Consider the following 21,491-nt stretch of genomic DNA (forward strand, 5'->3'; position numbering starts at 1 on the left):
TATTGTTTCAGGGGCCGCTATCGTACTAGCGGAATATAAAGGAAATTAATATCCCGCACCGTCACGAGTTGGACAATGACAGCAGAGGTACCTATTGTTGCCCTTGCTGCAACAAAGGCGAATCATCCAGGTGGTGCGTCCAATGTCTCACTTGCGTTTAGGGCGGATTGGTTTTTGCTGATCGTGCCCTAGGTCGTGGACCACGACTGCACTAAGCTGAGACGATGACGATATCGGGTAAAACAGTAGTGCATCTGACCGGGCAGGTATATCTAGCCTGTATGGAATACAAGCAAGTATGGTCTTTAAGGCGAATTAAGAGTGTTGTATAATTTCTGCAATTTTTAGGTAAAAAGGAAATTCTCAATGAGGGTTGCTAAAAACAATCAAAAGACTGAAGAGAAACGTACGGCTATTTTGGTCGAGGCAAGGATGGTATTTCTCGACTCGGGAAATGCTGGATTCAGTATGAGAAGCGTGGCTAAAAAAGTCGATATGTCGCTGAGTCATCTTCAATATTTTTTTCCGACCAAAGATCAACTATTTTTGGAGATGGTCAGGTATACCGTAAATGACTATCTGAAAAATTATAAACTCATCATGATGGAGTCCTATAATAGTCCCGAACAACAGATGTGTGCTGTGTTGGATTATTTGTTTAGCGATCTCATGCGACTGGATGTTACAGCTATCTTCGTCGAGCTCTGGGGGATGGCACTCCGGGATGTAGAGGCGCGCCTTTTTCAGCGTAAACTGTACAGAGTCAATAGGCGAAAATTTTCGACAATCCTTACCAGGGTTTACCCTGATGCATCGCGTGAGACCATCAAGCGGGTCGCAACCCAGGTGCTGTTACACATCGATGGCATTATGGTGCTTTACATGGTGGATTGGCCGGATGCGCAGAATTATGAGCGAATAGTTCAAGACGCTAAATCCATCATATGGAGAATCATGGAAAACATCGCTCAGAAAAAAGAGGCTAGTCAACTGCCGTAGCTATGGCATTTTTCCGAACCAAGAAAATCTTATTGGGATTTCTGCTGGTGCAGTCACGGATGCGCCGAATCTGTGCGTTTATCGCCATTGCCAAGTAATGCACCAAATCACGCGAAAGAGGGGACAGCTTCCTGGATTGGCGCGAAATAATTTGTACTTGTGTTACATTCAATGCGTGATAATCGATAGGAATAGCTTTTAATGTACCGTTGCATAACTCATCAATGACGGGAAAGTCACTGAGTATTGTCGAGGCTATGCCATTGCGCGTGAGGTCCAACATTATCTTCAGTGAGTTTGAAGTAATGTAAGGCTGGAAGTGAGCGCTGCTTTCACTTTGCAACTGATCAATAATTCCTCTGATCCGGTACTCAGGCGGGGGTAGAACAATATCTTCCTCAGCCAGGTCTTGAAGACTGAGTATCGATCTGCCCGCCAGCGGATGGTCGGGGTGGACAATAGCTCTCATGGGTTGATCGAAAGAATGGAGCCTATTGATGTTGGTGGTCTTGGTCGGGGAAAACACCAATCCTATGTCTGCTTCGTCTTCAGCGACCATTCGCTCAACTTCGTGAGAGGGCGCAATCAACAGCTCAGTGTGCGATTGTCGGTTAGCTTTGAAAAATTGATAAAGCTCACCTATGGCCTGAGTACTGAGTAATCCTTCGCCCACCGCAATGCTGGTTCTATTTAAATATCCTTCTTTGAGTTGGCCGAGTTTTTTCAAAAGTTGATTGTGATGACCCATACGCTCAACATAATAATCAACTGCAGCCTGACCAGCGGCGGTCAGGCAGATCCTGTGAGTACCTTCTTGTATGAGCTGAATACCTAGATCGGACTCCAGTTTCGCAATCTGTCGACTGATGGAGGAGACGGCGAGCTCCAGCTCTTCGGCCGCCGCGCGCATGGTTCCCAGTCTGGAGCTCAAATACAGATACTTGAAGCGTTGATCTTGAAGCTCAGTTTGGGAATTCATCATGGGTGCCTCGCACGGTTCGCATCATCAAGTTTTTTATTATGCTGACGAATCTATGCTAGTGAATGCCGGGAAGCAATACTGCGGGCTAGTTTTTTTGGTCAGTGACCTACAATACTTTTATAGCTTTTTGATCTAAGGGGCGTTTCTGTCTGCGCCGAAATTTGCGGTTCCAGGTTGCACGTTTAACGTTCTATGGAGCTCTTGATTGCGGAGGTACCCCTGATTTCCTGGCTTGATCAGCTGTGCTGGCGCTTGAGGTGATACGGTGCGGGATTAACTATGGGTGTGTCGCCAGTGACGAGATCAGCGACCAGTTGTCCGGCTGCTGGAGAGGTGCCAAAACCATGCCCTGAGAATCCGGAAGCAAGCGTCAAGCCCGGGATTTTATCCACGGGGGATATCACTGGGAGGCCGTCCGGCGTTACATCGATCATGCCAGCCCATTCGAGCTCTATGGTGGCTTTTTTAAAAGCGGGCCAAGCTTCAGTGAGATTGCGTAATGCAGCCCGATTCAGTCCGTGATTGACCTTTGGGTCTATTGTCCGTCTCTGCTCGAAAGCAGAGGTACCTTGGTCAGAATTGCGTCGCGACAGGGCCAGTTCTGTCATGAAATCTCGTCCCAGGGAAAGATTCATGTTTTTCCATTGGGAACGCAGTGTGGAAAAGTAGTGATGCCCGATCAGCAAGCTGTCAGGTACGATCGGCACCATGAAAGCTCCCCGGTTCGTGATGATGTATCCGCCGTCCTGGTGTTTGCGAAAAGAGATATCTGGAGTGCCTACTGCGACTTCAGTCATGCCCTCTATCGTCAGAGGAGCCGTTCGAAGGACTGAGGCGACTACCGGTAACGTCAACAGGGGAACACCGCAGGTAGCCAGGAAGCGTCTTGACCACATGCCGCCGGAAAGGATTACGTTATCGCAACGCACTTCCCCCCGCTCGGTTACAACACCGCTTACTCTGCCTGCCGACATGGATAGCGTTCGCACCGCGCAGTTCTCCACGATGATAACGCCTTTAGCGATAGCCGCCCGTGCGATGGCACTGCTGGCAAGAGTAGGTTCTGCTCGGCCATCAGAGGCTGTGTAAATTCCGCCTGCCCAATCGACGGTGCACCCTGGAGAAATATCAACGATTTCTCTCGCCGTGACCAGGCGTGAGTCGAGCGAGGCATCAGCGACTGAGTTCAACCATTCTTGATGTGAAGCCATTTCCCCGGCTGAGCTGGCGGTATACAAAATACCCGTCTGTCTGTAGCCAACATCGGCATTGAGCCGTTGTGCCATGGTGCTCCATAGTTTTTCTGCGGCGATTGAAAGAGGGAGGTCCAGTTTGGCCCGCCCCATTTTCCTGATCCACCCCAGATTTCGCGAGGATTGTTCGCCAGCAATTCGGCCCTTTTCAAGTACTGTGACGGGGATGCCACGTTCTGCCAGCGACAATGCCGCAGTGAGTCCGATAATGCCCCCTCCGATCACCACCACTGTCGTGGCGGCAGGAAGAACGACAGAAGTCTGAACGGGAGAGATAGAGGGGGCCAAGTTTCTTGTCCTTGATACTGTATACGTTATCGAAAGTGCACTGAATCGCTACGCCCTGAGGCTGCTAAGTGTCACGTATTGTTATGAGTAATCGTGATTTCTTTGACATTGGCCTTTGAGACCCCGCGATAGGCGGTGACTTCAATTTCAACTTTGTATATCTCAGATCCCAGAGGAGGGCTGGTCAGCGTCAGCGTTGGATTAATACCGCGCATTTTTTCTGCGTAGGTGGCCATTACGATATCTATGTCCTTCGCAAACGGTATGAACACGCGCGCGGCAACGATATCGCCAAGCGAAGCGTCAACGGCCGAAAGGGCATGTTCTATATTGGCCAAGACTTGAAGGGTCTGCTCAGCCGGGTCTTCGGGCATTTCCTTTGTGGCGGGATTGCGGCCGGCGGTATTGGATACGAAAATCAGATCGCCGACGGCGATGAGGCGCGAATAGCTACCCAGCTCCTCAAACTTGGATCCGGTTTTAACTTTAATAACGTCGATAACTTCTTTCATGTGGAGTGTCCGGTATTCAATGAAAACTCAGAAGGCGCGGTGGCCGTGCGGGATCAACTTAGCGTTGGGGTTTCCCAGAGATTAAGTTTGACGCCTATGCCTTTTTCGCAGGCATTGCGATAAATCACGGTGCCCCACGCAACGTCTTCTACCGGCATACCGCCGACGGACATGATGATGATTTCATCGTCGTTTTTGCGGCCAGGTGCTTCACCGACAACAATCTTGCCCAGATCCTCGAGCTGGTCAGGTGACATTTTTCCTTCGTCTATCAGATCCAGGAATTGGATGCCCACTACTGGCACGATGTTGTGCACTGGCTTGGGATTTTCTTCATGCCATGCCTGGTAGAGAGAAGGATTGTCCAGAACCTTGCGGATGTCGGGTGACTGCATGCCTTCATCGATACTCGTCAAGGCGGGCATGGACAGAAACGTACCAGGGCTTAACCATTCACGCTTCACCACAGGATAGGCAGAGGCATCGCCAATTGCTCCAGAATTGCAGAATGTGACGATGTCACAGTCGCGTACCACAGCTTCGTTGGTGTCAACCACATGAATGTTGACAATCTGCGGAAAAGTCTCACGAACCCACGATGTAAACGCATCGATATTTTTTTGGCCGCGTCCTTTGACTTTAACTGTGTCAATCTCAGGACATTCGGCAACGAATGCCGAAAGTGAGGTCTTCGCCATCACACCTGGACCCAGGATGCCAACCACCTTCGAATTCTTTTTGGCCAGATGGCGGGCGCCTACGCCAGGCACGGCGCCTGTTCGATAAGCAGAAAGAAGATTCGCTGACATGATTGCCAGAGGAGCGCCCGTATCGGCATCGTTGAGTACGAACAGAAGGATGGAGCGGGGGAGGCCCTTCTCTCTATTCGCGATGTTGGATCCGTACCATTTCATCCCGGCTGTTCGAAATTGACCGCCAAGGTACGCAGGCATCGCCATGAAGCGTCGATCGGGGGTAGGTTTGGGCATGTCCGGAAAAGGTGAGTCTTCGGGAAATACCACCACAGATCCGTGGGAGTTGTTATTGGGACCTGCCATCCTGTAGTCGCCGTGGTACATCAGGGAAAACATTTCTTCCATCGTGTCAACACAGGCTGCCATATTGGTGACGCCCGCCTGAATCATGTCCGGTTCGGAGAGGTAAATGAAATCAATATTTGGTAAGTTGTGCATAGTCGTTGATGCTCATTTTGAAATACTGCTCTTGCCGCTGATACGAACCTTTCTCAGCGGGGACGTGATCTGACCGGTTGCGCTCTAACCTTCAACGCCGTTGTCATTCTGAATCGAACGGTCCAAATCGCAGGGCCTTCGAATAATCGGGTGAGCCATGACGGTTATGCGCTTTTTTCGGCGCTTAACTGCTCCAAATCAGCCTTGGAGCATTCGGCATGAGTTCTGGCGCTCAAGCTAAACTAGGTAACAGACCACGCTTATCCTACAGTTCGTTTTTTTGAACTCGATGACATTCGAGGCGACACTTGTTGTGGTAATGACAACGCTTGCGCTAGCAGGGTATAGCGGCTATTCCGGTCAAGCACCGATCAACATCATTGCCTAAAAAGCAACATGATCCCTGGTTGCTGTGATTGTGGCCCGATTTCTATGTCAGTAATTTCCTTGTCTTGTTTTTGCAGATTCGACAGGAGCCTTTTCATGATTTCCCCCATTTCTGACATTTCCCTGCTGGAAGAGCGTATTCGGGTACTTGAGGCCGAATCTACGGTTCGCCATTTACTGAATCGGTATATGTTTTTGTGCGACGTTCCCGGGCCTGAAACACGTGAAAGCGAGCTGGGCCAATTGTTCTGCCAGGACGCAGTTTGGCAGGGGGTCGGTTCTCGGTATGCCCTTAAGTTTGGTCGTGTAGGCGGACGCAAAGCGATAGTGGCGATGCTCATGAGTTACCTGCCGCCGGCTCCACACTTTCTGTCAAATATGCACTTTCTTTCCGGTGAGCAGATATCTGTCGATGGTTTTCAAGCCAAAGGCCGATGGGTAATGCAGCAACTCAGTCGCTACGAGTCTGGCCAATCAGGATCAATTGTCGCCGCCCTCAGCGTGGAATTTCTCTGGGAGGCAGACGCCTGGCGCATCTCCTCTTTTTCAACTGAACGCGTTGATGCCTTTCGTCTCGAGAATGTCCAGGGGGCGTCACTGTGAGCCCGCTGGTCATTGAAGGTTGCATCGGGGGGCCAGGTCGGACGGTCGCCATCAAGGATTCTTTGGATGTGGCAGGTTGGCCAACACGGTGTGGGAGTCGTGCTTTCGAACACGCCCCGCCAGCCCAAAACCATGCAACTGTTGTGAAGGCGCTTCTCGACGATGGTTGGCAAATCATTGGCAAGACTGTGCTGCATGAGCTGGCTTTCGGTGTGACCGGTATCAACGAGTGGGCTGGAACGCCAGTTAATCCACAGGCACCAGATCGGATACCTGGTGGCTCTTCCAGTGGCTCAGCGGTCATCGTTGCTCAGGGAAATGTGGATGTGGCATTGGGTACTGATACAGGAGGTTCTGTGCGCATGCCGGCTGCTTGCTGTGGGGTCTTGGGTCTCAAGCCATCGTTCGGTCGTTTGAGTCGTCACGGTGTGTATCCGGCCTCCAGTTCTCTTGATGTTGTAGGACCCATGGCTCGTGATCTCGAGACGCTCGTGGCCGCGATGACTTCAATGGACTCAACTTTCTCGGCGCATAAGCCTCTCGGGAAATTTCGGGTAGGTTTAGTCAATGTCTCTTGCGATCCTGCGATTGAGCAAGCCATACGGAACGAGATGAATCGTCGCGGCTGGGCCTGGGAAGTCGTCACGCTGCCGCTTCTTGATCAGGCATTCGAAGCTGCATTGACCGTCATTAATGCTGAAACGTGGGCTGCTTATAGTCATTACACCGGCCAGGCTTTACTGGGTGCCGATATTGAGGCGAGGTTACTGCGTGCGGCCGACACTGATGCCGTGGCCGTACAAGCAGCGAATGCGGTGCGCATGGCATTCAGCGAACAGGTAGACCATTTGCTGGAACGCTTCGATACACTCGTCCTTCCGAGTTTGCCTCGTCTGCCACCGCTATTGGTCGATGTGTGCAAGGGTGAATCGGTGATCGATCTGACGCGCTTCCTCAGGCCGTTCAACTTGAGCGGGCACCCTGCATTGAGTGTGCCAATTCCCTATCCGGGTTCCTCCATTAAAACCGGCCTGCAACTCATCGGAGCAAAGGGTGACGATGCACGTCTGTGTGCCATTGCTGGTGCGTTCCTTTGAATAAATCAGCGTTCGTCATCGAGCGCAGCAAGCACGCGGGTCAGGCGGTGCAATCAGCAGGCGGTGCAAGCAAAAAGTGACTCAGTTCCTTCTCGGGCGACCAAGGACCTGATCAGGGATGTCACCCAAAAGGTTGCAGCGTTGCAATCTGTACAACGAATGTCGCTTACGGTGTCATCGTTTCCGCGGCGAAGTACTGCAAGGATACCGGTAGGCCGTACACCGCTATGAAGCCGGCGACATGTGATGCGCAATCTACATCGCGCCGACAATTAGAAGGATACGCTTGAACCAGATTCAATCCGATTGCCACGGCCAGGAATATACACTGCACATTGATGCCTCATTGAATAGGCGTCATGAATCGTGTCATCGAAGACAAGTTCCTGAGTACCCGCCTTTTGGCAAGATAAGCGTTTGGTGAACTTGGCAACGAGTGGAGAGCGATATAAAGAATAGCCAGGCTGCGGTTTTCAGGGGCAGCGCGCAGGTATTGCTTGCGCTTGAGGAGCGCTCGCGTTGGTCCGCAAGGATGCTGCTGCATCGATTTATTTCCGTTATTCATAAAATAATTAGAGTGGAGAATTGGGATGACAGAGCTATCCGAGCCCCTATCTGCAGATGTGCCTGCAGGCGGCCAGCAATTAGAAGGTAATCTAAGTGCTTATAAAATCGCGTTATTGGTGATTGCAGCCGCAGGACCGTTAGGGGCGGTTCTCACCGCAGCCCCTATTGCTTTTGAGCACGGTAATGGCGCTGGCCTTGCCGGAGCATTCCTGCTGGCAGGAATTCTGATGATTTTTTTCTCGATAGGGTATGGCGAATTAATCCGGGCGATCCCGGGGGCCGGCGCATTTTACAAATACCTCACGGTGATCTTTGGACGGGGCGTAGGAGCGGGGGCGGCATGGGTTGCCTTAGCCTCTTATCTGGCGATTACCACGGCGATTGCTGTGGCGTCCGGGTATTACACGAATATGACCCTGCAAGGGTTTGGTATTGATATCGGCTGGGCAGCATGGACCGTCTTATATGTGGGGGCGATCTGTTACCTGGGTCGGGCGAATATTGATTTTGCCGCAAAGATCCTCGTGCCTTTGGTGCTTGCAGAGTTCTTTGTGCTTTTTCTACTGGGTATTTCCATATTCTTGGATAAAGGTCTTAACGCCCTCCCGGTTCAAGCCATCTCGGTAGACGCAATAATGTTGCCGGGGCTGGGGGTTGGGCTCATGGTGGCGCTGGCATCATTCCTCGGTGTCGAGTCCGCCGCGCTTTATGCGATGGAAGCCAGGAAGCCAGCAAAAACCATTCCGCATGCCACTCGTTTGGCGGTCGTTTTGGTAGGCGTCGCCTACTTGATCATTATCTGGCTGATCATCGGTGAGGTTGGGTTTGACTCCATCAAGGACGAGGCAGCAATAGCGAAGGGCGGGTTGGTCATTAATCTGTTCACGACTCGTCTGGGTAGCACGATGGCGACGATTGTTTCCCTCATGCTCTGCACCAGCAACTTTTGCTGTTTGTTGTCACTGCATAATGCTGCGACGCGCTATGTTCAAGTTTTGGCCAAAGACAGACACTTGCCGAATGTGCTTTCACATGTTCATGAAACGAAAAAATCTCCAGCCAATGCTAGTCTTCTTGTAACCGTGCTCGTTGCGCTGACCATTATCGTCTCTTCCTCCCTGGGCTATGACGCCTTTGTATTTTTGTTTCCCGTAACGGTGGCATTGTCGACGCTTGGATTGATAGGGCTTCAGACATTTGTCACATTGGGGGTCGTCGTTCACTTCAAAAAAGCCAACGATAAACGGTATTTTAAAACATTACTCTGCCCACTCATCGCACTGGCGGGTCTTAGTACTGCCGTTTATCTTATCTACGATAATTACGGCATGCTAACGGGCAGTGAATCTGCCTGGGTCAATGGCACTCCATTACTTCTGGTTGTCTTGTTTCTCTACGGGATAATCAAGGGGCGCTTCAGGAAAGCTGACTCCTCCGGGATCAAATGATATAGGCCTTACCTAAACCGCCGTTAAGCTTGATCCAGGTGGGCTTACGCTTGTTGTCTTTAAAACAATAAACCTCTCGCGGTCGGCGGTTGATGAGCTGTGGGTGCGGGCTTAAGGTTATTTAAAAATGACTCTCGTCACATTGCGATAGAAAGGTAATTAATTGTGAGCGATTTAATTAACGTTGTCGGGTTTGATATGGAGCCCGCAAGCTTGGTCAAGCACGACCGCGTGCACACCTCGTTGTACACCGACGCCAAGCTGTTTGACATGGAACTGGAAAAGATTTTCTACAGTACCTGGGTCTGGGTCGCGCACGTCAGCGAGATCCCGGAGGCGGGCAGCTACAAAAGCACCTACATCGGCAAGCAGCCGGTGATCGTGGTGCGCGACCGCAAGAAACAGGTCCATGTGCACCTCAACCGCTGCCGCCATCGCGGCGCTACGGTATGCGAACACAAGAAGGGCAAGACCAACAGCTTTGTCTGCCCATATCACGGCTGGAGTTACGCGCTGGATGGTTCACTGCGTGGTGTGCCGAGCCCTGAAAGCTACGGTGATTGCCTGGATAAGGGCGAGCTGCCTCTGGTCAGCCTGCGTGTTGAAGAATACGCGGGCATGCTGTTTGCCACGCTCAAGGATGACATCGAACCATTGGTCGACTTCCTCGGGCCTGCCAAGAAATGGATCGACCTTTTCATGAAGCAGGGCGCCGGTTACCCGATCAAGGTCCCAGGCGAGCACCGTTTTCGCTTTCCGGGCAACTGGAAAATCCAGCTGGAAAATACCACAGACGCTTACCACTTCCCTCTGGTGCACAAGTCATTCCTGGCATCGGTTGATGAGCAAACCCTCAAACTGTTCGACTTCGTTGAAGGGCCGGGTTACGTCGAAGACCTTGGTAACGGGCACAGCGTAATGGTGATGATCCCCGACCTGGTGGATCTTGAAGCCGATCTCGACAAACCGATTCCGGAGCGCTTCGAGGAGCTTGCTGCGCAATTGCGCGAAGACGGTATCGAAGAGCAGCAAGTGCGCCGTATTGTTCGTGCTGTCGGTGGCTCGGGTTTCAATCTTAACCTGTTCCCCAACGTTGCCTGTTCCATGGCGTTTTTCCGCGCGCTGCAACCGATATCGGTGACAGAAACAGAAATTCATCACTCGGTAATCACCATGGACGGCGGCCCTGCTATAGCCAACCGCTACCGCCTGCGTTTGCATGAGCACTTCCAGGGTCCGATGGGCTTTGGTACTCCGGACGATTCCGAAGCCTGGGAGCGTGTGCAGAAAGGCGCCAGTGCTGGCGAAGACCTGTGGATCATGTTGAACCGTGGCCTGCCGGGTGAGAAACCGACCGAAGACGGGCTGGTCAGCGACGTAAGCGCCGAGACCGGCATGCGCGCTGCTTACCAGCAGTGGAAAAAGATGATGACGGCAGAGACTAAGTAAATGAACCTGCAATTACTGAACCAAGTCACCGCTTTTATCTGGGCTGAAGGCGACATGCTCGACCATGGCGAATTCGACACCTGGTTGAGCCTGTGGAACGAAAAGGGTACTTACATTATCCCGATCAATCCCAAGGAAGAAGACTTCGAAAACACCCTCAACTACGCCTATGACAATCATCACATGCGTCAGTTACGAATCCAGCGTCTGACCGGAGGTGATTCGATTTCCACCAGCCCGCAGCCGCGTACCGTGCGCACCCTGTCACGTTTTCGTGTGCTGTTCGAAAGCGATGAAAAAGTGACGGTCCGTTGCGCGCAAAACGTGCGCGAGTTCCGTAAGGACTCGCTCAAACATTACAGCGCGGACATCGTCTACGAGCTTGAACGCGTCAGTGACACTTTCAAGATTCAGCGTAAGTTGATTCGTTTGATCAACGCTGACGACGCGCTCGCTGGGATAGGTTATATACTTTAAGTTAACAGTTCGGGTGCCGAAGACGAGGAGTGTCCGAACTGTTTCTGCCGACTATAACAGTGGTGCCTTCTGACACTCGCCAAGCGTTTTGATCGGAAGGCACTTTGTCGGGGTTGAACAGGGTCTACTGAGGGTGTCGGTTATAGATTTAAATATCAGTCTCTGTAGAGGCGGGTGTTTTCTGTCGGGTCAGCATACTCAAATTTTTAGCCCTTCTTATACGTGGCACAGGCTCTACAGAAAAAGCACGTCAGACTCGATTGTTGTACAGATAATAATGCTCATGTTAGGCCTGCTAGAGAGGTATTCAAGCAAGATATCGCGAGGAGGTGAAGATTTAAAAAAACGCAACAGATGTTTAAAGCATAGACTGCGCAACTATTAATCGGTAGCTCGCATTGACTACCCCAACGACTGCAGAATCCTGGCGGCATTTAAATGCAGGTGAGGAATAGCCCATTTAATGTATCGCTTAACCCAATAAAAAAAATGGAAATGCAACCATGCGTCGATATTCCCTGCTTCACTTTTGTACCCTCGCTGCACTGTTCAATGCAACAACTCCCGCGGGCGCTTATGAGCTTTTTTCCCGAGATGACACCCATCTCAATGCTAACTTGGATGCGGTTTTTGGCGTTTTCCACAGTCGTGAAAGTTATCCAGCCTCTGGCCGGTTAACACAGGGGGCGTCCTCATGGCGAGAGGGCTACATCAAGTACGGCGTGAGCGGCGATCAGGGATTGCGAGGCGCAGGGACGGCCTATGGTGCCTTCTCACTGGTCAGTTCGGCCACTTGGGGGGACGGGGACGCTGCTGGCTACACTGATGGATCTGAGCGCACCACCAAGATTGAAGATGCTTATTTGGGATGGCGCTCGGGCAACCTGGTTGAAGTCCTTGGCAAAGACGGCATCGACTTTTCATTCGGTCGACAGAATATTGCAGTGGGCGACGGCTTCCTTATTCAGGGCGATGCCTTCAGTGCAGGTCGCGGCCTCGGCGACGGACAGTACAATCGTGGAGGTGCTTTCTACGTGGCTGCCCGCAAAGCGTTCGATAAGACAGCCGTGTTGCGCATTGGCGGTAAAGAGGGCTGGCGTGGCGATCTGATGTGGCTTAAATCCGATAACCCCTCTCAGGCCAATACCGAGATGTACGTCGGTACGCTGGAACACGTGGCTGCAGCCGGTACGGTTGGCCTGACGTACATCAACACCACGAAAATCGCTGAACAGTACGCTTCGCCCCTGCAGCTTGAGCGTGAAGGCATGAAGACCTACAGCGTGCGCGCAGTGGGTAATGCTGGCGTGGAAAACCTGTTTTTGTCGGGTGAATACGCCAGGCAAAACAAACCGAATGCGGCGAATGAGGACGCTTGGTATCTGGAAGCAGGGTGGACCTTTGCTGATGCTCCGTGGAGGCCGAGCGCCAGCTATCGCTACAGCCGCTTTTCAGAAGGTTATGACACCTTGTTTTATGGGACGGGTCGTGGCTACGGCACATGGTTCCAGGGTGAAGTGGCCAGTAACTATGCCGGCCCCTTCAACAATAACGCTCGTATCCAGAATGTTACGTTCAAGGTCAATCCTTTGGAAAGCCTGACCCTCGGAGCCATGTACTTTAATTACGACACCATCGATCGTAACGTGAGTAACACCGATGGTCATGAAATCGACTTGTATGCCGAATGGCGCGTTAATCAGCACTTGACCGTTTTGCCGTTGTTAGGCATCTACCAGCCAGACAAGAGCGCAGAGAAGGGGGGGACGCAGTTGGGTAACAACGATACAAATGTGTACACCCAGTTGGTGTTTTCTACGACATTTTGATACCTGGCAGGTGACTGATGTCACCTGTTTTTGTTCCTCGCCGTTTAGATAAAGTTGTATCCCTGCACACGCCATAGCTCACCGTCGGATCGCCGAGTTTTGCCTGGCAAACGTTCTGTACTTCTTGCGAGATCTAGCTTGATCAAAGAAAAGCATGACGTAAATAACGCAGTCAGCACTAGAAACCGGCAGAGCGTTTCATCCGTGCGCCTGGAATAGTTTCCACTTTTGCTCCTTGGTGGAGGTGCCCTCGTTCCCGAGGGCACCCTTTTTAGACAGCCACTCTTTTTGAGCGGTTCTTGGCCGCTTTATTCTGGCGTTGCGTTTCCCAAGACTATTTCGTCTGGAGCACTCACGATTTTAGCCCCATCGACTTTCCTGACAGCGTCGCCGCGACATCGAGCATCATTTCGCGCCAACGCCGAGGGCCGGCTTGAAGCTTGATGTCCGAAATTTACAATACCGTCACCAACCGCACGCCGATACTCGACCTCGATAGCGTGGGAGCAGTCGATACCTCCTTCAGTCGAGAATAATAATGTCCACTACCACAAACATAGACTTGATCTACTTGTCCGAGCGCGTATCGCTTCGATCGTTTCTGATTTGACCCAAACCTCATGCCACTGTAGGAGCGAGGTTGCTCGCTCCTACGCAGATTAGCGGAGCGAAGCTATGCACTCAGCCAGCAGTTTCTTCACCACTCGAGCAGGCCTGAACCTGCATGTCCTGCGCTCGGACTTTCTGCCGGCGGCGACCCTGCAAGCCATGCGCGACTGCAATGCGCAGGTGCGCACCGCCGAAGTCGCGGACGCCAGCCATTATGTGCACGACGACCAGGGCGCGGGCCTCAACCGCCTGGTCATCGAGTTTCTTCACAGACTCGCGATTTCCGGTCGATGAACCCGCGGGCACGCCTGATTGTATTGCTCTCATCATTGACGGCCTTCGGGCCGTTTTCGATTGACACTTACCTGCCCAGCTTCCCGCAAATCGCCGAGGACCTGTCGACCAGCACTGCGCAGGTGCAACACACCATCAGCGCGTTTCTCGCCGGGCTGTGCCTGGGCATGTTGTGCTACGGCCCGTTGTCCGACCGCTATGGCCGACGCCCTCTGCTGCTTGGCAGCCTGGTGCTGTACGCGGCAGCGACCCTGGGTTGCCTGTTTGCCGGCAGCGTCGAACAATTGATTGCCTGGCGCTTTTTCCAGGCGCTCGGTGGCGCGGGCGCGCTGGTACTGGCGCGCGCCGTTGCCAGGGACATGGTCGGCCTGGTGGAGGCCGCCAAAGTGCTGTCGTGGATGCACGTGTTGACGATGATGGCGACACTGGTCGCGCCGATGATCGGCACCTGGCTGGTGCTGATCCAGGGTTGGCGCACGATCTTCGCGACCTTGTTCATCCTGTCCAGCCTGTGCCTGTTGCTGGTTACCCTGACGCTTAAGGAAAGCCTGCCGATACAGGATCGCGGCGCGTCCGTGGCGGCGGCTTTCGCGGCCTACCTTGCCATTGCCCGCCAGCCCAGGGCGGTGGCACTGATCCTGTGCATGGCCTTGGGCTTTGGCGGCATGTTCGCCTTTATCACCGCTTCGCCTTTCGTGTACGTGGTGTATTTCGGTGCCTCGCCTCGGGTATTCAGCGCATTGTTCGCCTTGAACATCCTCGGCATCATCCTGGTGACCTTCATCAATGCGCGCTGGGTCGGCCGTTATGGGCCGCAACGCATGCTCGGCGTGGGCGCGGTGCTGGTCAGCGGGGCAGGGCTGGGGCTGATGCTGGTCGGCTATACCGAATGGGGTGGACTGGCGAGTATCGTGTGTTGCATGGCGCTGTACATGGGTGTGACCGGGTTGATCGGCGCCAATTGCATGGCCAGCCTGATGACGCTGTTTCCACGCCGGGCCGGCGCGAGCGTGGCGTTGGGGATTTCGGTGCAATTTGCCACTGGCGCGCTGGCCAGTGTGTGGGTCAGCGAGTTGGCTGATGGCACCGCGTGGCCGATGTGCCTGGTGGTGGGGTGTTGCGGGTTGGGTAGTCTCGTCGCTTATGCGGTGAGCCGTCGCCTGCCTGCTCGGGCGGTCGCAATGCAAGCTTGAGTCCGGTGGCAGTTGAGTTGTCAGCCCTGACCAAGAATTCGGCAATACTGGACATGCCAGCCAGGCAAATCCGCTACACACTGTAGGCGTGATAGGCCCTGATAATAAAAAGGTAGTCTGGTATGTCGTTGTCTCTGGAAAACCCTTCTTCGTACTACACCATGACCCGTAAATACGATCTGTATTATCGGGATCTCGAAGGGGATATCGAGGCAGAGGTTGTGATTATCAGGGGCGGTTTTTCGGGTATCAACACGGCGCTGGAGCTGGCCGAGCGGGGTATCACCAACGTGGTGATGCTGGAAGCCAATTACTTGGGCTTCGGCGGTTCGGGGCGCAACGGCGGCCACGAGATGGCGGGCATCGGCCATGATCTGGAGAATATCGAAAAGGACGTCGGCCCCGAGGGGCTCAAGGCAATCTTCGAGATCAGCGACCTGGGTGCAAGCCTGATCAAGCAACACATCGCGCGGTATGACATCCAGGCAGATTTTCGGCACGGTTATGGTTACCTGGGCTTCAATAAGCGCCAGGGGAAGCTGTTGCAGTCCTGGGCCAAGGGTTTCCAGAGCCTGAATCCGGATCAAGAAATCACTTACCTGGAAGGTTACGAAGTGCGCAGCATCGTCGGGTCCGATATCTACACCTGCGCGCTCAAGCATATGGGCAATGGGCATATCCATTCGCTGAACCTGCTGCTGGGGCAGGCTCAGGCATTCACTGAAATCCATGGCAGCAGGATTTTCGAGCAGTCTCCTGTGCTTGAGGTGAACTATGGGACTCAAGTCCCCGCGCGAACCGCAAAAGGGTCGGTCAAGGCCGACAAACTGCTGTTTGCGTGCGGGGCCTTTCTCAACAAGCTGGACCGCTCGCTCGACAACTCCACCATCAACGTCTACGCAATCAATACGGTCACCGAGCCGCTGACCAATGAAATGATCGAGCGCATCAGCCCGATCCGTGGCGCCTTCAGCGATATCACGCCGATCATTGATTATTACCGGATCACCGCGGATAACCGGCTGATGTACGGCACCGCCGGCATGCTGCTCGAGTATGTCCCGCTGGACCTGAAGGCGTGGAACCATAAAAAGATGCTGAGACTGTTTCCCTACCTTGCCACCACCAAAATCGATTTGGCCTGGGGCGGCCCGATGGATTGCTCGTTGAACCTCTTCCCGCAGGTCGGCACGTTGGATGAGCATCCGAATGTGTTCTATGTGCAGGGATATTCCGGGTTCGGGGTCACACCCAGCCAGGTGATCGCCAGAGTCATCGCCGACGGCATGAGCGGTGGCTCGCCCGCCTGGGACGCGATGAGTTCAATTCCGCGCAAGCGTATTTTCGGCAAGGATCGTTTCAGGGCAGTGCTGTGCTCTCTGGGCAAGGTTTCTCGCCAACTCAATGCCTACCGTGTAGGCCGTCGTTAAGCAAACGTGGACTTCTGTTCATCAAGCCGGGATACCTCAATGAAAATTACAAAAAAAAATCCGATCGATAAAACTTCCGTTTACTTGTGTGCAGGGCTGGTCTCGGGGGCGGGCGCACTATTATTGAACGTGCTGCCGGTCCTGTTTGGAGCGTTTGCCGAGCGATTCGGGCTGGGCGAGCACCAACTGGGTAACCTCGCCATGGCGATGAACCTGGGATTCGGCGCGTTCGGGCTGGCGTCATTGCTGTGGATTCACCGGCTCAGCTGGCGGGTTATTTCGGCGTTGTCGTCGGCGCTGGTGGTGGGCGCGGTGTTGTTTGTTTTGCGCGAGCCTTCCTATGAAATGCTGCAGGTGATCATGGCCTTGGCGGGTGCCGGGACAGGCGCCTTGTATGCCCTGGCCATGACGATTTTCGGTGACAGCTCTCGGCCCGAACGTGCGTTTGGTTTCAAGCTGGGTATCGAGACGGTACCGGGCGCCTTCCTGCTCATCCTGCTGCCAGTGGCGGTGGCGCCGGTGTGGGGCTTTGAAGGCATGTTGATCACCATCGCCCTTGCCATGGTGGTGATGGGCATTCTGCCGCTGCCTTGGGTGCCGCGTCGCAGCGAGCGCCAATTGGATGCGTCCGATGCTGCTGTCCAGATTGCCAGTACTGAGAGTCGCGCCATCGTGTGGTTGAGTCTGGTGGCCAGCCTGGTGTTCCTGACCGGCATCATGTCGGTGTGGGCGTTTCTCGAACTGATGGGGAAAAAGACCGGACTGAGCTCCGATACCATCGGGATGGTGCTGGCGCTGGGCTTTTTGATCAATGCAGGCGGTGGTTTCATCGCGTCGGCAATCGGCCTGAAGGTGGGGCGCTTCATGCCGGTGGCGGTTATCATACTCGCGGAGTTGCTGGGCCTGGTGGCGCTGGCGCAGTTTTCCTCTCTGACGACCTATGTCGTAGGGGTCATTTGCTTCCTGTTTTCGATCAGCTTCGTGCTGGCTTACACCTTTGGCGTCATGGCCGAGTTCGACCTGTCGGGCAAGCTTGTCGCGTTGGGCGCACTGTGCCTGTCTCTCGGTGCGGCATTCGGGCCAGCTATCGGTGGGTTCCTGATCGAGGCGTTTGGCTACTCAGCGGTATTCGTGTTCTCTGGCGCCTGTTCGGTTGCGGTCCTGGCCATCTATGGTGCTGCGGTGTTGAGAGCTCGGTTGGCGTTCAATCGCGCCAGGGATTCAGACACCGCAGTCATGTCCAGACTGTGAAGCAGGCGACCACCTGTTATTCAGCGCGCACTGCGCTGCTGCGCTGAGCCTCGACGAACGCCGCCAGGCGTTCGCTGGCATCGGCATTCAGCTCTTTGTAAGACTCCCCGGTGGCCTGCGCCATGGTCTTGATCATGCGCTTGGGCGCCAGCCAGTAGTACAACGCCGCCGACTGGCCTTTGAGTCATGCGCTGAAGTTGGATTTCGCAGCGCGTGGTCGACACCACAGGCTATCGGGCCTGGTCTGCGAACTATATGGGCTCGCGCCCTTGCACAAAGGTTTGGCAACAGCAGGCAAACTACGGCCTTCCAGTTGATTTTTTTGCGAGTTGGCGCGCTCTGTGCTTAATCATTAAAAGTAAGATTTTTTTGTTACCTGAATCACGTGAAAAGCGCACTAATAATGGGCGTGCCCCTGGGAGAATATGATGAATGGTCAAGCGTTGTCGGCATGGAACGAAAGTGTGAACGCGGCTTGCGGTCGTTTCGAAACGCGCTATGACCATTGCCAGAGCCTTTTCATCGGGGAAATGAAACAAACACTGATAGGCAGCACGGCTGTTGCTCACATCCGCAGCAATGCCCATGTGATTGCCATGGATAGTCGGTCAAGCGGGCGCGATTCAGTGGGCCGGTGTTTCCTTGTGTTACAACAGCAGGGTTCAATGGCCATTGAACTGGGGGACCGGGTGGTTGACCTGCGGGCGGGTGACCTTGCTTTGCTCGACTTTTCCGAGGGGGTAAAAATGATCCCCCAGGGGTTGTTTTCCCATGTGTCGATCCCTCTGCCGCGTGAGCTGTTCAAGGACCTGGAGCGCGCCCGCTTCGGCAAACTGTCGACTACGGGGGGTTGTGGTCAACTGCTTGGCACGCTGGTGCGTCAGGTCGCTGGAGGCGAGCTGGCTCAGTGGTCTTGCCCGCAGGATGGCGACGGCGTGCAACGAGCCTTGGTTGCCTTGCTTGAGTCGGTGATGGAGTACCGCGCCAGCGACCACTCGCCGGGGTGGCAGTTGCATGAAGTGCAATCGGTCATCCAGCAGCGGCTCGACTCACCGCGGCTGTCGCCGGCGTCGTTGTCCGAAGAACTTGGGATTTCCAGCCGCCAGCTCTACCGGCTGTTCGAGGCCAGTGGCGACAGTGTTTGCCGGTACATTATGCGTGAGCGGCTGTTGAAGGCGGCGCAGGATTTGCGCGACCCCGTTTGCTCGCATCGCTCGATCACCGAGATCGCCAGCTATTGGGGGTTTGCCGACTCGGCGCATTTTTCCAAGACGTTCAAAAAGCAGACGGGGCTGACACCGAGCACCTACAGAAGTCGCGGGCGCTGAGTCCGGGTTCAGCGAACCGTGCGGATATGACTGCTTTCGTGTCGCATCCGCGCGGCTTTTTGTTGTCCGCGATTTGAGCGCAACCTGACAATAATTTGCAAAATGCTGTCCAGCATGTCCAATCAATCGGCGCCCGACTGCATCAGAATTTCTGTGTACCAGCTTAGAAACCGGCCCACAGCGATCTGATCCATTCATTCATTGAAACGGGTGCTTCATGACCAAGAAAGTATCGTCTTCCCTTGTGCTTCTGGCTGCACTGGCCTGCGGCTTTCCACACGCGCAGGCGCAATCCTCCGAACCGTTGCAGAGCACCATTGAGAACAAGCTGAACGGTATTGCCGCCAGCCGGCCGAAGAAAGACGCCAGGACAGTTGTCGAGCAGGTCTACACCGAGCAGACCCAGATCACCGGCGAAGGGGTAGCGGAACGTTATCAGGGCAAGGCGCAGCTTACCGGCCTGGTTCAGCACCTGATGGCGGGCTCCAGGAGCACCGTCATCCATCTCAACCGGTTGGTGCAACTCAACGATGAGTCGGCCTACACCTGGGTGACGTGGGACGTGACTCCGGCCGGCAACGAGGAGCAGTTGAGTACGGCGGGGCGATGCGTGTCTGCCGTACTCGTTCACAAATAATGTTGGATCTCTACCTATCAGGTAGATAGAGATCTGCTTTTGATCTGCCCTCAAGTTCCTTCGTGTCAGTAGCGGATGATCACCGATTTCAGCTCGGTATAATCGTCGATAAACGCACTGCCGAACTCACGCCCGACACCCGACGCTTTCATCCCGCCAAACGGCACGCTGGGGTCGACGAAGGTGTGCATGTTGACCCACACCGTGCCCGCTTCGATTCGCGGGATCAGACGCAAGGCCTTGGACAGGTCGTTGGTCCAGATGCTGGCGGTAAGGCCGAACGGGCTGTCGTTCATTAGCTCGACCAGTTCTTCTTCATCGTCGAACCCCAGCACGCACACCACCGGGCCGAAGGTTTCTTCGTGCAGCAGTGGGTCGTCCTTGCCGGTGGCCACGATCAGCGTCGGTTCCACGTAGTAACCGGCGCGGTCCACTGCACGTGCGCCGCACACCACCTGGTTGCCCTGCAGGGCGCGGTCGAAAAAGCCGAGGATTTTGTCGAAGTGCGGCTTGTTCGACAGCGGGCCGAACTGGGCGTGTTCGTCCAGGGGCGAACCGATGACCATCTGCGACAGCATCGCGGCCATCTTCTGCGTCACTTGCTCGACGAGGGAGCAGTGCACGAACAAGCGCTCCGGTGAGGCGCACACTTGACCCTGATGCACATAGGCCGACTGCACGAAGCGCGCCACGGCGTCATCGACATTGGCATCGGCCAGTAGTGCCGCCGCGTTCTTGCCGCCCAGTTCCAGAGTGACGCGGGTCAGGTCGGCGGCCATGGCGGCCTTGCCCACGGCAATGCCGGTGGGCACCGAGCCGGTGAACGACACCTTGCGCACCTGCGGGTGTGCGATCAACTGCTGACCGACCTGGCCACGGCCGTTGACCACGTTGATCACGCCCGCCGGAATCCCGACCTCAATCGCCAGTTCTGCCAGGCGTAGCAGAGACAGCGGCGTGTATTCGCTGGGTTTGAGCACGACGGTGCAGCCGGTAGTCAGCGCGGCGCCGAGCTTCCATACGCCGATCATCAACGAGAAGTTCCACGGCACGATGGCCGCCACCACGCCCACCGGTTCGCGCAGGGTGTAGGCGCTGTACTGCTCGCCGTCCATGGCCGGAAACGACGGGGTCATTGTCTGGCCGCCGATCTTGCTCGCCCAGCCGGCGAAGTAGCGCAGGAACACCGCGCTCTGGCCCACTTCGATATGCCGCGACAGGTTGATCGATTTGCCGGAACTCAGGGTTTCCAATTGCGCCAGTTCTTCGCCGTTGGCTTCTATCAGATCTGCCAGGCGGTTGAGCAGGACGCCGCGCTGGTAAGGCGTGACCTGTGCCCAAGCGCCCTTGAAGGCGGTAGCCGCGCTGTCGACGGCCAGGTTCACATCTTCGGCCTGCGCATCACGCAACTGCGCAACGGTCTCGCCGGTGCCGGGGTCGATCACGCCGATGCGCTGCGCTGACGCGCTGGTGTGCACGGCGCCATCGATGAAGTTGGAATGATCGCGACCCAGGAAAGCAACGACTGAGGGCAATAAGGCAATGTGCATGGCGGGGCTCCAGTGAAAGGTTCGTCGCGCCCGTTGGGCGCTCGAAAGACCTCTGCATTAAAAGCCGATACGCGCCTGGCTGCTTGTTCAAGCCTGCCAGGAAGTTGACTATGCG

17 protein-coding genes and 1 pseudogene are annotated in these 21,491 nt (G+C 54.6%); 13 read left to right on the forward strand and 5 right to left on the reverse strand.

Translation table 11 applies throughout. From position 1 onward, the window contains the following. The first annotated feature begins 366 nt into the window (after nt 1-366). Nucleotides 367-999, forward strand: coding sequence for a TetR/AcrR family transcriptional regulator (locus BFP93_RS08330; RefSeq protein WP_015372130.1), 633 nt, complete (start codon nt 367-369; stop codon nt 997-999). Here BFP93_RS08330 and BFP93_RS08335 read toward each other — a convergent pair. The 4 genes from BFP93_RS08335 to BFP93_RS08350 all read right to left on the reverse strand — a co-directional run bounded on the left by BFP93_RS08335 (nt 983) and on the right by BFP93_RS08350 (nt 5,227). Further along, a complete protein-coding gene (locus tag BFP93_RS08335; protein ID WP_236277690.1) occupies nt 983-1,981 on the reverse strand; it encodes a LysR family transcriptional regulator in 999 nt (332 codons plus the stop codon). The two genes, BFP93_RS08330 and BFP93_RS08335, sit on opposite strands and share 17 nt — an antisense overlap. Nucleotides 1,982-2,217: 236 nt before the next feature. After that, on the reverse strand, nt 2,218-3,522 hold the full coding sequence (locus tag BFP93_RS08340; RefSeq protein ID WP_015372128.1) for an NAD(P)/FAD-dependent oxidoreductase: 1,305 nt from the start codon (nt 3,520-3,522) through the stop codon (nt 2,218-2,220). A 71-nt stretch (nt 3,523-3,593) separates the two neighbouring features. Beyond that, nucleotides 3,594-4,034 carry a Rid family hydrolase gene (locus tag BFP93_RS08345; RefSeq protein ID WP_003232737.1) on the reverse strand — a complete coding sequence of 147 codons (441 nt, stop codon included), beginning with the start codon at nt 4,032-4,034 and terminating at the stop codon, nt 3,594-3,596. A 53-nt stretch (nt 4,035-4,087) separates the two neighbouring features. Further along, nucleotides 4,088-5,227 (reverse strand): tyramine oxidase subunit B, encoded by a 1,140-nt coding sequence (locus BFP93_RS08350; protein WP_015372127.1) that lies wholly within the window; start codon nt 5,225-5,227, stop codon nt 4,088-4,090. Between the two features lie 483 nt (nt 5,228-5,710). Here BFP93_RS08350 and BFP93_RS08355 point away from each other — a divergent pair, with 483 nt between their 5' ends. From BFP93_RS08355 to BFP93_RS08410, 12 genes and pseudogenes are all read left to right on the forward strand, one after another. Further along, entirely contained in the window at nt 5,711-6,217 is a 507-nt protein-coding gene (locus BFP93_RS08355; protein WP_065892721.1) for a nuclear transport factor 2 family protein, read from the forward strand. Beyond that, nucleotides 6,214-7,314, forward strand: coding sequence for an amidase (locus BFP93_RS08360; protein WP_065892722.1), 1,101 nt, complete (start codon nt 6,214-6,216; stop codon nt 7,312-7,314). The genes BFP93_RS08355 and BFP93_RS08360 overlap by 4 nt, the downstream gene beginning before the upstream one ends. A gap of 590 nt (nt 7,315-7,904) precedes the next feature. Next, nucleotides 7,905-9,329, forward strand: a complete 1,425-nt coding sequence (locus BFP93_RS08365) for an APC family permease (protein WP_065892723.1) — start codon at nt 7,905-7,907, stop codon at nt 9,327-9,329. 165 nt (nt 9,330-9,494) lie between these two features. After that, nucleotides 9,495-10,778: an aromatic ring-hydroxylating oxygenase subunit alpha gene (locus tag BFP93_RS08370; RefSeq protein ID WP_015372123.1), complete on the forward strand. Its 1,284-nt coding sequence runs from the start codon at nt 9,495-9,497 to the stop codon at nt 10,776-10,778. Continuing rightward, on the forward strand, nt 10,779-11,255 hold the full coding sequence (locus BFP93_RS08375; RefSeq protein ID WP_015372122.1) for an aromatic-ring-hydroxylating dioxygenase subunit beta: 477 nt from the start codon (nt 10,779-10,781) through the stop codon (nt 11,253-11,255). A gap of 503 nt (nt 11,256-11,758) precedes the next feature. After that, complete coding sequence (locus BFP93_RS08380) at nt 11,759-13,084, forward strand: hypothetical protein (protein ID WP_041931474.1); 1,326 nt, start codon at nt 11,759-11,761, stop codon at nt 13,082-13,084. A gap of 732 nt (nt 13,085-13,816) precedes the next feature. Then, a pseudogene (locus tag BFP93_RS08385) lies at nt 13,817-13,987 on the forward strand (alpha/beta fold hydrolase); the annotation flags it as partial. After that, the gene (locus BFP93_RS08390) at nt 13,984-15,180 is read left to right on the forward strand and encodes a multidrug effflux MFS transporter (protein WP_065892724.1); all 1,197 of its coding nucleotides are present in this window, start codon (nt 13,984-13,986) and stop codon (nt 15,178-15,180) included. The pseudogene BFP93_RS08385 and the gene BFP93_RS08390, both read left to right, overlap by 4 nt. Nucleotides 15,181-15,302: 122 nt before the next feature. Beyond that, nucleotides 15,303-16,610, forward strand: coding sequence for an NAD(P)/FAD-dependent oxidoreductase (locus BFP93_RS08395; RefSeq protein WP_065892725.1), 1,308 nt, complete (start codon nt 15,303-15,305; stop codon nt 16,608-16,610). Between the two features lie 39 nt (nt 16,611-16,649). Then, nucleotides 16,650-17,861, forward strand: a complete 1,212-nt coding sequence (locus tag BFP93_RS08400; RefSeq protein ID WP_256095184.1) for an MFS transporter — start codon at nt 16,650-16,652, stop codon at nt 17,859-17,861. Nucleotides 17,862-18,289: 428 nt separating this feature from the next. Beyond that, entirely contained in the window at nt 18,290-19,189 is a 900-nt protein-coding gene (gene feaR / locus BFP93_RS08405; protein WP_065892727.1) for a transcriptional regulator FeaR, read from the forward strand. Between the two features lie 217 nt (nt 19,190-19,406). Next, nucleotides 19,407-19,826, forward strand: a complete 420-nt coding sequence (locus BFP93_RS08410) for a hypothetical protein (RefSeq protein WP_015372115.1) — start codon at nt 19,407-19,409, stop codon at nt 19,824-19,826. Nucleotides 19,827-19,891: 65 nt separating this feature from the next. Here BFP93_RS08410 and BFP93_RS08415 read toward each other — a convergent pair whose 3' ends face one another. Continuing rightward, nucleotides 19,892-21,376, reverse strand: a complete 1,485-nt coding sequence (locus BFP93_RS08415) for an aldehyde dehydrogenase family protein (RefSeq protein WP_015372114.1) — start codon at nt 21,374-21,376, stop codon at nt 19,892-19,894. Between the last annotated feature and the right edge of the window lie 115 nt (nt 21,377-21,491).

The sequence above is a fragment of the Pseudomonas sp. 44 R 15 genome, from assembly GCF_900004965.1.
Lineage (GTDB): Bacteria > Pseudomonadota > Gammaproteobacteria > Pseudomonadales > Pseudomonadaceae > Aquipseudomonas > Aquipseudomonas orientalis_A.

Coding starts and splice junctions, on each gene's coding strand:
- BFP93_RS08395 (WP_065892725.1), top strand. CDS start 15,303: ATGTCGTTGTCTCTGGAAAACCCTTCTTCGTACTACACCATGACCCGT.
- feaR (WP_065892727.1), top strand. CDS start 18,290: ATGAATGGTCAAGCGTTGTCGGCATGGAACGAAAGTGTGAACGCGGCT.
- BFP93_RS08375 (WP_015372122.1), top strand. CDS start 10,779: ATGAACCTGCAATTACTGAACCAAGTCACCGCTTTTATCTGGGCTGAA.
- BFP93_RS08380 (WP_041931474.1), top strand. CDS start 11,759: ATGCGTCGATATTCCCTGCTTCACTTTTGTACCCTCGCTGCACTGTTC.
- BFP93_RS08335 (WP_236277690.1), bottom strand. CDS start 1,981: ATGATGAATTCCCAAACTGAGCTTCAAGATCAACGCTTCAAGTATCTG.
- BFP93_RS08390 (WP_065892724.1), top strand. CDS start 13,984: ATGAACCCGCGGGCACGCCTGATTGTATTGCTCTCATCATTGACGGCC.
- BFP93_RS08330 (WP_015372130.1), top strand. CDS start 367: ATGAGGGTTGCTAAAAACAATCAAAAGACTGAAGAGAAACGTACGGCT.
- BFP93_RS08415 (WP_015372114.1), bottom strand. CDS start 21,376: ATGCACATTGCCTTATTGCCCTCAGTCGTTGCTTTCCTGGGTCGCGAT.
- BFP93_RS08355 (WP_065892721.1), top strand. CDS start 5,711: ATGATTTCCCCCATTTCTGACATTTCCCTGCTGGAAGAGCGTATTCGG.
- BFP93_RS08400 (WP_256095184.1), top strand. CDS start 16,650: ATGAAAATTACAAAAAAAAATCCGATCGATAAAACTTCCGTTTACTTG.
- BFP93_RS08345 (WP_003232737.1), bottom strand. CDS start 4,034: ATGAAAGAAGTTATCGACGTTATTAAAGTTAAAACCGGATCCAAGTTT.
- BFP93_RS08410 (WP_015372115.1), top strand. CDS start 19,407: ATGACCAAGAAAGTATCGTCTTCCCTTGTGCTTCTGGCTGCACTGGCC.
- BFP93_RS08365 (WP_065892723.1), top strand. CDS start 7,905: ATGACAGAGCTATCCGAGCCCCTATCTGCAGATGTGCCTGCAGGCGGC.
- BFP93_RS08350 (WP_015372127.1), bottom strand. CDS start 5,227: ATGCACAACTTACCAAATATTGATTTCATTTACCTCTCCGAACCGGAC.